The 7,023-nt window shown below is 64.2% G+C and carries 6 protein-coding genes; 3 read left to right on the forward strand and 3 right to left on the reverse strand.

Annotated elements, in window-relative coordinates; all coding sequences use genetic code 11:
• Window positions 1-1,079: O-antigen ligase (locus L981_RS28940; RefSeq protein ID WP_043624798.1), on the forward strand; the 1,079-nt coding region annotated here is incomplete at its 5' end.
• Between the two features lie 177 nt (window positions 1,080-1,256).
• Window positions 1,257-2,273, forward strand: a complete 1,017-nt coding sequence (gene bmt, locus L981_RS28945) for a betaine--homocysteine S-methyltransferase (RefSeq protein WP_043624801.1) — start codon at window positions 1,257-1,259, stop codon at window positions 2,271-2,273.
• 90 nt (window positions 2,274-2,363) lie between these two features.
• On the opposite strand, the gene L981_RS28950 is transcribed toward bmt, so the two are convergent.
• From L981_RS28950 to L981_RS28960, 3 genes are all read right to left on the reverse strand, one after another.
• Window positions 2,364-4,331 carry an acyltransferase family protein gene (locus L981_RS28950; RefSeq protein WP_043624813.1) on the reverse strand — a complete coding sequence of 656 codons (1,968 nt, stop codon included), beginning with the start codon at window positions 4,329-4,331 and terminating at the stop codon, window positions 2,364-2,366.
• A gap of 167 nt (window positions 4,332-4,498) precedes the next feature.
• On the reverse strand, window positions 4,499-5,629 hold the full coding sequence (locus L981_RS28955; protein WP_043624804.1) for an aminotransferase class I/II-fold pyridoxal phosphate-dependent enzyme: 1,131 nt from the start codon (window positions 5,627-5,629) through the stop codon (window positions 4,499-4,501).
• A gap of 103 nt (window positions 5,630-5,732) precedes the next feature.
• The gene (locus tag L981_RS28960; RefSeq protein ID WP_043624807.1) at window positions 5,733-6,368 is read right to left on the reverse strand and encodes a transcriptional regulator; all 636 of its coding nucleotides are present in this window, start codon (window positions 6,366-6,368) and stop codon (window positions 5,733-5,735) included.
• 229 nt (window positions 6,369-6,597) lie between these two features.
• On the opposite strand from L981_RS28960, the gene L981_RS28965 reads away from it, so the two are divergent.
• Window positions 6,598-6,945, forward strand: a complete 348-nt coding sequence (locus L981_RS28965; RefSeq protein WP_043624810.1) for a hypothetical protein — start codon at window positions 6,598-6,600, stop codon at window positions 6,943-6,945.
• The last annotated feature ends 78 nt before the right edge of the window (window positions 6,946-7,023 follow it).

The following is a 7,023-nucleotide window of genomic DNA, read 5'->3' on the forward strand; positions in this document are numbered from 1 at the left end:
CCCGCCTCGTCTCTCCGGCCTGGATCGCGATCTTCGCCATCGCCTATTTCTCCTGCCTGCAGTCCTATGACCCGGCGGCTTCGGCCCGCGGCCTGACGCTCAGCCTCGTCGCCATGATCATGGTGGCGGGCGTGCTGGTGCTGCCGAAGAGCGAGCGCGATTTCGTCAATGCCGGCGCCAATGCGATCCTGCTTCTGATCCTGATCGACTATGCCGCTCTCTTCGTGGCGCCCGACCGCGCCATCCATTCGGCCTTCGGCGACGAGCCCTGGCACGCCGGTTTCTGGCGCGGCCACCTGCTGCACAAGAACGTCTCGGCGCCGGTCTTCTCCATCCTCTGCATGTTCGGCATTTATTGCCTGCGCGCCGGCGCGCCGCTTCGCGGCTGGGCAATCACGCTGCTGGCCGCCAATTTCGTGCTGCACACGGGGTCGAAGACGACGATCGGTTTCCTGCCGATCGCGATCGGCCTCGTCCTTGCCGGTCGTGCGGTGCGCAGCCCGGGGCTGATGATCCTCGCACACCTCGCCATGTCGGTGCTGGTCTTCGGCCTGACGCTCGGCACCATCTATTCCGACACGCTGCTCTCAATCACCAAGCTGCTGCTCGACGATGCGACCTTCACCGGTCGCGACGACATCTGGAAATTTGCGAGCGCCAGCATTGCCGAGCGCCCCTGGCTCGGCCAGGGCTATGCGAGCTTCTGGCTCTCGCCGGTGATCATGGGCATGGAGGCGAATTTCGAGGCGAGTTGGGACGTGCGCGGCATCGTTACCGGCCACAACAGCTATCTCGACGCGGTGCTGATGTTCGGCCTGCCCGGCGGCATCCTCATGACCGCCCTGCTCTTTATCAAACCGCTCTTCGACTATGCGCGGGCCTATCGCCGGCAGCAGGGCCGCATCTTTGCCGATTTCTGCGTCATGGTGGTGATCTTCATGACCTACAACGCCATGCTCGAAAGCTTCTTTTTGAACCGCGCCGATCCGATGTGGCTGCTGACGGCGCTCGCCGTCTTCGGCCTTGGGCTCGCCGGCCGCATGAGCATGCGCGCCGAACCGGCAACCTCCCATCGCTGAACGCTTGCCAAGACATAAAGATATCTTTATATCTTGCTGCAACTTCTCCCGAGCGGGTCGAGGAAAAGTGTTTGCGGTTTTCCGCCCGCGACCCGCTCGGACTTGTTAAAACCGATCACGTTCACGATCCTAGGTCGGCCCGACCCAGGATCGTCGTGATCTACCCGGGAAAAACCGATGACCGCAGCATCCAATGCCCTCTCCGCTCTGCTTGCCGAAAAAGGCGTGCTTCTCGCCGATGGTGCCACCGGCACGTCGCTCTTTGCCATGGGCCTCGAGGCCGGCGAAGCGCCGGAACTCTGGAACGAGACGAAGCCGGAGAACATCACCAAGCTGCACCAGGATTTCGTCGACGCCGGCGCCGACATTATCCTCACCAACACCTTTGGTGGCACCCGCCATCGCCTGAAACTGCACCAGGCCGACGACCGCGTGCATGCGCTGAACAAGCGCGCCGCCGAGATCGCCCGTGCCGTTGCCGACAAAGCATCGCGCAAGGTCATCACCGCCGGCTCCGTCGGCCCGACCGGCGAGTTGCTGATCCCGCTCGGCGCGCTTTCCTACGAGGATGCGGTTTCAGCCTTCGTCGAGCAGATCGAGGGCCTGAAGGCCGGCGGCGCCGAAGTCGCCTGGATCGAGACCATGTCCTCGCCCGACGAAATCCGTGCTGCCGCCGAAGCTGCCGCCAAGGTCGGCCTTCCCTACGTCTATACCGGCTCGTTCGACACCGCCGGCAAGACGATGATGGGCCTGCATCCGAAGGACATCCATGGCGTTGCGACCGACTTCGGTGACGGCCCGGTCGCCGTCGGCGCCAATTGCGGCGTCGGTGCTTCCGACATTCTTTCCTCGCTGCTCGACATGACCGAGGCCGCACCCGGCGCGACCGTGATCGTCAAGGGCAATTGCGGCATTCCGGAATTCCGCGGCTCCGAGATCCACTATTCCGGCACGCCGCCGCTGATGGCCGAATATGTGCGCCTTGCGGCCGATGCCGGCGCCAAGATCATCGGCGGCTGCTGCGGCACCACCTGCGGCCACCTCGCCGCCATGCGCGTGGCGCTCGACGAACATGTGCGCCGCGAGCGCCCGACACTGGACCTGATCATCGAAAAGATCGGCCCGTTGCGCAACAAGACCGCCAACGAAACGGCCGCCGCACCCGCCCGCGAGCGCCGCAGCCGCCGCGCCTGATCAAGCCAGGCACGGCAGACCAACAAGCAAACGCCCCGGTATCGAGAGATCCGGGGCGTTTTCGTTTGTGCGTCGATGTGGCGGCTGTCCCTAAAGGGCGGCGTTGTCGAAGGCTTTGGCGTCCGTTGCCCGCTCGGCCACGGGGCTGCCTTTCGCCGCCCCAATGAAGGCACGGTAGAAATCGAAGGCGCGCCCCATCTGGCGAGAGCCTTCCTTGGAGAAGTGCCCAAAATCCTCGAAGAGCGCGACGCCCTTGTCCTCGATCTTGCAGCTGTCGTCGTCGCAGAGATAGTCCATGAAGCTGACGACGGGATACTCGTCGGCGATATCCGCAACCACGTTCAGAACATCGCGGTCATAGTCGCGAACGGTCTTCAGTGCCGGCTCGCATTGCTGGTCCGACAGGCCGAGCAGACGGGCTCTTGCGACGCAGAGCCCGGTATCGCGGCCGTCATGCGGCGTCGGCGCGACGAAGACGGGTTCGAAGCCGTTCGAGCGCAGCCAGGCAAACGTTGCCCGCAGGCCGTCGATGAGAAGCTTCGTCTCGGTCGTCACTTCGTTGCGGCCGTCGACCAGCACCTTGTCTTCCTTCAGGTACTGGCTGAGCTGCGAGGACAGCACGACGTAGCGGATCGACCGGTTGGCGAGCAGAAAGCGGCGGACCTCTTCGTTGTAGCGGGCGCAATCGTCGGACCAGTCGCGACCGAGCCGCGGCATGATCGGCGATAGGTTCAAAAACGGCCCGCAATTGTTCTTGGCAAGCTGCACCAGCCGCACGTCCGGCTTCGACGCGATGATGCCGTCGACGAGGTGTCGGGCGAAGGAATCGCCCCAGACGGCGACCTCCGGGGTCGGGCTCGAGGCGCAGCGCAGGTCGGCGACAGCATCGCATTTCTTGCCGAGCCCGACGCTCGGTTCCGAAAGCTGCGCAAGTTCGCGGTTCCGGGCGGCGAGACCGTCCGAACCGTCGAGCGTGAAGCCGAAAGCGATCGCGACCGATCCGGCGGCAAACGTCGCGCCGAAAATCGTGCGACGGCTGAAGCGGCCCGGCTTGCGGAAGGGCTGCTCGACAAAACGCCAGCTGAGATAGGCAAGCGCGAAGCAGAGCGCGACCAGCAGTGCGTAACCTTGAGCCGGGATTTCCTCGATCGCCCTCAGCCGCGCAAAGGCAAAGACCGGCTGGTGCCAGAGATAGAGGCTGTAGCTGATGAGCCCGATTGCGACCAGCGGCTTCAGCGACAGTAACCGACCGACGACGGTATCGCTGCGGCCGAAGGCCAGAACCAGCGCCGTGCCCAGCACCACCGGCACGGTCGTCCAGCCGGGATAGAAGGCAGATTCCACCACGAAGACGTAGCTCGCGGCGATCGCCAGCAGGCCGAGGCCCGAGAGAAGCTCACGGCTGCCTTTCGAAAGATCGAGCTTTTCGACGCCGACGAGCGCAAGCAGCGCGCCGACGCCAAGTTCCCAGAAGCGGCTTGGCAGCAGGTAGAAATTCGCGGCCGGGTCCAGGTTCGCAAAGATCTGCGTTGCCGCAAAACTCAGCAGCACGAGCGCCGCAACCACCTTCAGCAGCGTTGCCTGCGAGTAGCGGTGAAGGAGCAAGAGAAGCAGCGGGAAGACCAGATAGAACTGCTCCTCAACCGCAAGCGACCAGGTGTGCAGCAGCGGCAGCAGCGCCGTGCTCGGCGCAAAATAGCCGGTCTGGTCCCAGAAGAAGAAGTTCGAGGCGAACAGGTTCACCGCGTAGAGGCTCTTGCCGAAGCTGTTGAGCTCTCCCGGCAGCATCCACATCAGCGCGAAGGGGATGGAGACGGCGCAGACCAGCAACAGCGCCGGCGCCAGGCGGCGGGCACGCCGCTCGTAGAAACGGGCGATGCTGAAGTTTCCGTCGCCGATTTCGCGGTGGATGATGGCGGTGATGAGGTAGCCGCTAATGACGAAGAAGACATCGACGCCGGCAAAGCCGCCAGAGACAAGGCCGAAACCGGCATGGAAGAGCAGGACCGGGACGACGGCAAGCGCGCGCAGTCCATCGATTTCGGGTCTGTATCGCATCAGCAGAGGAAACACTCGGGTGGCGGGGGCCGCTCGTTAACACAATCTTGACAATGGAACCATTGTCGCGCGGTCCGTATCCACATGCGTGCGTTCTAAAACTCCGGGGCATGTGCCCCGGAGCGGGACCTGTGGTAACAGGCAGGCCGAAGATGGCGACACTGGGGCTATCGGCGAATATGCCGGCGCCAGGCTTCGAGCCCGATCTCGATATCCTTGCGACCGAAACCGACGCGGAAGCGATCGGTCGCGACCGGCAGCAGGTCGGAAACGAAGAGGCTCGACGGCAACAGCAAGACGCCCGCCTCCTCCACCAGCCCCCGGCAATGGTTCTCGACGCCGTCGGCGCCCAGATACCGGGCAAAGCCGACGCAGCCTCCGTCCGGCGCACGCCATTCATAGAGGTCGGGGAATTCGGCAAAGAAGGCGCCGAGCTTTTCGAGATTGGCGGCGACCAGCGCCCGGTTGCGATCAAGGATAACGGCACGCCCCTTGAGCGCGATCGTCGCCAGCACTTCCGACGGCCGCGAATTGCAGATCGACAGGTAGTGCTTCATCTTTTCCATGCGCTCGAGCAGCGCATGATCGCGGCAGGCGATCCAGCCGATCCGGAGGCCCGGCAGGCCATAGGCCTTGGACATGACGTTGAGCGAGATGCCGCGCTCGAAAAGTTCCGCCGCCTGCGGCAGGCGCAGCGAGGCGTCGCGCTCCAGACCGCGATAGACCTCGTCGCTGAAGAGATGGATGCCGCGCTCGGCGCAAAGCCTGGCGAGCGCCGCGAAGGTCTCCTGGTCGGCAATCGCGCCGGTCGGGTTGTTGGGGAAGTTGACGCAGATCAGCTTCGTGTTTGGCTTCAGCGCGCAGCGCACGTCTGCAATATCGAGCCGCCAGTTGTTTTCCGGGCGAAGCGGCACACCGGTCACCGCGCCGGCGATCGTCACCGGCAGGGTCTCCATCGACTGGTAGTTCGGCACCGTCACGATCGCATGGTCGTCAGCCCCGAGCAGCGCCAGCATGGCGCAGTAGAGCCCCTCCTCCGCGCCGGCAAAGCAGAGGATATCGGCAGCCGTCAGCCCGTCATAGGTCGCAGCGATCGCTGCCCTCAGCGCCGGTGCGCCATAGGTCTCGGTATAGCCGAGCGTGATGTTGTCCCAGGCGGCGCGGTCGTCATCGTCGGCAAGCGCCAGAAGATCGCGCATGCTGGTCGTCTGGCTGTCGCTCGCGGTCATATGGTGGCGGGCGCTGAACTCCCAGCGGGAGAAATGGGTTTCGAGCCGGAAATCGGGCAAGGTCGTCATGGATAGTTCCTCCTCTCGCGGCCGAAACGCGCGCGAACGGTTTTGGGGTGGGCAAATCCCGAAGGGCCGTGAGGCGGTCTCCGTCCGGAAATGCCCGTTGTAATCAGGGGGCCTCGCCGCGCGCTGCGGCGAGATAGTTGTAGATCGAGGCGCGCGAGGCGCCGATGAGGCTGGCAAGGTGATCGACCGCATTGCGCGTCTGAAACAGCCCGCGTTCGTCGAGCGCTGCCACCAGCGCCACGCGATCGCCGCGCTTGAGTGCCGAGAGCGCCAGCCCCCGCTCCTTCAGCCAGCCATGCAGGGTCGCGTTGATCTCCTCGCGCCAGTCGCGCGAAAACAGCGCCTGCGGCTTGGGCTGCTCGGCGCCGGCGAAAGCCGAGAGCAGCTTCACCGCCTGATCGACCATCGACATGTCGAGATTGATGCAGAGCAGACCGATCGCCTCTCCCGCGCCGTTGCGCAAAACGGCCGAGATCGACTTGAAGCGCCGGCCATCCGCACCGGTCTTCTCGTAGGGACCGAGCACCGCGTCACTGCTGCCGAGGGCTGAAAATTCCGCTTCAATCAGCGAATCTTCGCCGACCGCGCGACCGGAGAAACAGTTCCAGATCCCCGCGATCGTACCGGTCTTCAGGTCGTGCAGCACCACTTCCCCATGCGGGTAAAGAAGCGCGCTGATTGCAGCCGCGGTCGGCGCGTGCGTGGCAAGGATGGAGGCGAAGGCGGGTGCAATGGTCATGGGCCGCATATGCCCACACTTGGATTATTTGTCAATATTGGACTATCTGTGCAAATTCTGCATATTCGCCACCGCTTGCGCACCCGTGACCGCTAGCCTATCCCCGATGGAAGAGAGATTCGCTGTGCTCTCGCCACCCAGGACGAGATCATGCAGCGGTTCAAAGTGCCACACCGCGCCTTTGCGTCCCGCAGAACGCACCGCGCGGCCGCAGACGGGAGACAGTGACATGAACGCCGGCCCAGCCTCCTTTCCCGACCGGGACACCGTCGCCGAAAAATTCGGGAGTTTCAGCGAAGCCGACCAGTCCTTCCTGCGCCTGCTGATGGAAAACCCCGAGCAGGACGAGCGCCTGATGGACGGCCTCTACCGCCACCTCGACATTTCCTCGGAGGCGAAGTTCCTGAATTCGCTGAAACTCGAAAAGCTCGGCCAGTGGCTCGGCAGCCATGCCCCGGCGCGGCTGCAGATGCGCCTGATGGAAGCCGGCCGCTCCAGCCAGCATGCAGCCTACCAGGCGTTCAAGGCGGGCCTGTCGAAGGCCGGTGGGCTGGATCGCGCCTTTCCGAAGGCGTGAGGCGACAAGGGATCGACGCTCGCACGTGAAGGGTGCCCCTCACTGTCCTGCCGGACATCTCTCCCCGCAGGCGGGGAG

It is taken from the genome of Ensifer sp. ZNC0028 (assembly GCF_000799055.1).
Taxonomy (GTDB): Bacteria; Pseudomonadota; Alphaproteobacteria; order Rhizobiales; family Rhizobiaceae; genus Ensifer.